This is a genomic window from Actinomycetota bacterium (genome assembly GCA_005774595.1).
Lineage (GTDB): Bacteria > Actinomycetota > Coriobacteriia > Anaerosomatales > D1FN1-002 > D1FN1-002.
The window spans coordinates 1-3,172 of record VAUM01000234.1 but is presented as its reverse complement, the minus strand read 5'-3'; the positions used below and the strand labels follow the sequence as shown (position 1 = coordinate 3,172).

The window sequence follows — 3,172 nt, the reverse complement described above, 5'->3', positions numbered from 1 at the left end:
CCCCGCGGCGCTCGCCTCGACGCAGCGGGTGTGCGCCTCGGTCAACGTGGCGTCCACCCGCGCGGGCATCAACGTCGATGCCGTCCTGCGCATGGCCGAGGTCGTGAAGGCGACCGCCGAGGCCACCGCGGACCGCGACTCCATCGGCTGTGCCAAGCTCGTTGTCTTCTGCAACATGGTCGAGGACAACCCGTTCATGGCCGGCGCGGTGCACGGCGCCGGCGAGGCCGACGCCGTCGTCAACGTGGGCATCTCGGGTCCGGGCGTCGTGCGCGCGGTCGTCTCGCGCCTGCCGGGCGATGCGGACCTCACCGCGGTGGCGGAGGCCGTCAAGGCGACGTCGTTCAAGATCACGCGCGTGGGTGAGCTCATCGCGCGCGAGACGGCGAAGCGGCTCGGCGTGTCGATGGGCATCGTCGACCTCTCGCTCGCGCCCACCCCCGCCGAGGGCGACTCCGTGGCTGGGATCCTCGAGGCTATGGGCCTGGAGCGCTGCGGCGGGCCGGGCACCACGATGGCGCTCGCCCTGCTCAACGACGCCGTCAAGAAGGGCGGCGCGATGGGCACGAGTTCGACCGGCGGGCTGTCGGGCGCGTTCATCCCCGTCTCGGAGGATGCGGGCATGATCCGCGCCGCCCGAGAGGGCGTGCTCACCATCGAGAAGCTCGAGGCGATGACGAGCGTCTGCTCGGTGGGCCTCGACATGATCGCGCTGCCGGGCGACACGAGCGCCGAGACGATCGCCGGCATCATCGGCGACGTGTGCGCGATCGGCGTCGTCAACGACAAGACGACCGCGGCGCGGCTCATACCGGCGGCGGGCAAGGGCGTGGGCGACACCGTGTCGTTCGGCGGCCTGCTCGGTGAAGCGCCGGTGATGGCGGTCGGGACGACGTCGGCGGCAGGACTCGTACGCCGGGGCGGACGCTTCCCCGCGCCGCTGCGCGGCCTGAAGAACTGAGGCCGCCGCCTAGATCCCGACGGCCTCGCGGAACTCCTTGACCTGGCGGCGGGCCACGGGGATCTGCGTCTCGTCGCGGTCCGCGGCGACCACGACGTAGCCGCCCTCGCCGCGCACGATCTCCTTGACCTTGTTCAGGTTCACCATGTAGCTGCGGTGCACGCGCGCGAACGGTTCCCGCCCGAGCCGCTGCTCGAGGTCGGTGAGCGTCAGGTCGACGAGGTACTGGTTCTCGTAGGTGTGCACGTAGGTCGACTTGTTGCGCGCCGAGATGAAGACGATCTCGTCGAGCGACAGCAGTACCGTCCTGCCGCCTTTGCGCACCGCGAGCTTGCGGAACTCGGTCTCGCCTGCCGCGTGTGCCGCGGCCGAGACCGCGCGGCGGCCCTTCACGAGCCCGCGTACCCGCGCCGAGAGTTCGAGCAGGTTGAACGGCTTGGTCACGTACTGCTGAACGCCCTGTTTGAACGCAAGGATCTTCGCGAGGTCCTGCGTCTTGGCGGTCAGCATGATGACGGGGATGTCGGCGGTGATGGGGTCGTTGCGGATCTCCATCAGCGCCATCCAGCCGTCGACACGCGGCATCATGATGTCGAGGATGACGACGTCGATCGGCTCGGCGCGGAGCACGTCGAGCGCCTCGCCGCCGTCGCCGGCGCCGTGGACGCGCATGCCGTCGGTCTCGAGCCCGAGGCGCACCATCTCGACCACGGCGGCATCGTCGTCGACGATGAGCACGCAGATCGGGTGTTCGGGGCTCTCGTTGGGTCTCGTGTCCATCGCCGTCTCAAAGACCGCCCCTGAGGGGGCGGCTGCCGGTACGCTCACACTCCGGATATTACCGTACGTCGCCCGATTCTACCGCGCTGTCGGGAGAGCGGAGCCTATCGTCCATGGCGCGCGCGGCCTTCTTCCCCGCCCCCATCGCCAGGATGACCGTAGCCGCGCCGGTCACGATGTCTCCTCCGGCGTAGACGCCGGGCAGGCTCGTGGCGCCGTCCTCGTCCGCGGCGACGTAGCCGCGCGCGGTCAGCTCGACCCCGGGCGCGGCAGCCTTGAGCAGCGGATGCGCGCGTGTGCCGACTGCCGGGATGACGGTATCGCACTCGATCTCGAAGTCGCTGCCGAGCACGCAGACCGGCGCGCGGCGGCCGGACTCGTCGGGCTCGCCGAGCTCCATGCGCTGCGCGACGAACCCGGTCACCCAGCCGTCGTGTCCGCGGACCTCGACCGGCGAACAGAGCAGCTCGAAGCGCACGCCCTCCTGCTTGGCGTGCTCGACCTCCTCGACGCGCGCGGGCATCTCCGCCTCCGTACGGCGGTACGCGAGCACCACCTCCTCGGCGCCGAGGCGCAGCGCCGTGCGCGCCGCGTCCATCGCGACGTTCCCGCCGCCTACCACGACCACGCGCCGCCCGCGCCACACGGGCGTGTCCGAGTGCGGGAACTCGTGCGCTCGCATCAGGTTCACGCGCGTGAGGAACTCGTTGGCCGAGTACACGCCGTTCAGGTTCTCCCCGGGCACACCGAGGAACACCGGCAGGCCCGCGCCCACGCCGTAGAAGACCGCGTCGAAACCCTCGGCGCGCAGGTCGTCGAGGGTGTAGGTCGCGCCGACGACCGAGTCGCAGCGGATCTCGACTCCGGCGGCCTCGAGCATCCCGACCTCGGCGGCGACGATACGTGCGGGCAGGCGGAACTCCGGGATGCCGTAGCTGAGCACGCCGCCCGGGGCGTGGAGCGACTCGAAGACCGTCACCCCGTGGCCGAGCCGCCGCAGCTCGCCCGCGCACGCGAGCCCCGCCGGGCCCGAACCGACGACGGCGCAGCGGAAGCCGGAGTCCTCGCCAACTTCCGGCAGGCAGCGATGCTCGAGGTCGCACGCGATGTCACGGTCGCCGAGGAAGCGCTCGAGCCAGCCGATGGCGACCGGCTGGCCCTTCTTCGCGAGCACGCACGCGGCCTCGCACTGCGTCTCTTGCGGGCAGACGCGCCCGCACACCGACGGCAGGGCGTTTCGCTGCTTGATGACCTCCACGCCCCCGCGATGGTCGCCGGCGGTGATCCGCGCGATGAAGGACTTGATGTCGATCTGCACCGGGCAGCCCTCGATGCAGGTCGCGTTGCGGCACTGCAGGCAGCGCGCCGCCTCGGCGAGCGCATCGTCCTCCGAGTACCCGAGGTTGACCTCGTCGAAGTCGGAGGCCCGCT

3 protein-coding genes are annotated in these 3,172 nt (G+C 71.0%); 1 reads left to right on the top strand and 2 read right to left on the bottom strand.

Annotated features, from left to right (window positions below):
- Positions 1–961, top strand: a 961-nt coding sequence (locus tag FDZ70_08435; protein TLM72403.1) for a DUF711 family protein, incomplete at its 5' end; no start/stop codon positions are given.
- A gap of 9 nt (positions 962–970) precedes the next feature.
- Here the strand turns inward: FDZ70_08435 and FDZ70_08430 are convergent.
- Both FDZ70_08430 and gltA read right to left on the bottom strand, forming a co-directional pair.
- The gene (locus FDZ70_08430; protein ID TLM72402.1) at positions 971–1,741 is read right to left on the bottom strand and encodes a response regulator transcription factor; all 771 of its coding nucleotides are present in this window, start codon (positions 1,739–1,741) and stop codon (positions 971–973) included.
- Positions 1,742–1,799: 58 nt separating this feature from the next.
- Positions 1,800–3,172 (bottom strand): NADPH-dependent glutamate synthase (gene gltA / locus FDZ70_08425; protein ID TLM72401.1); only part of this gene is annotated, 1,373 nt, incomplete at its 5' end.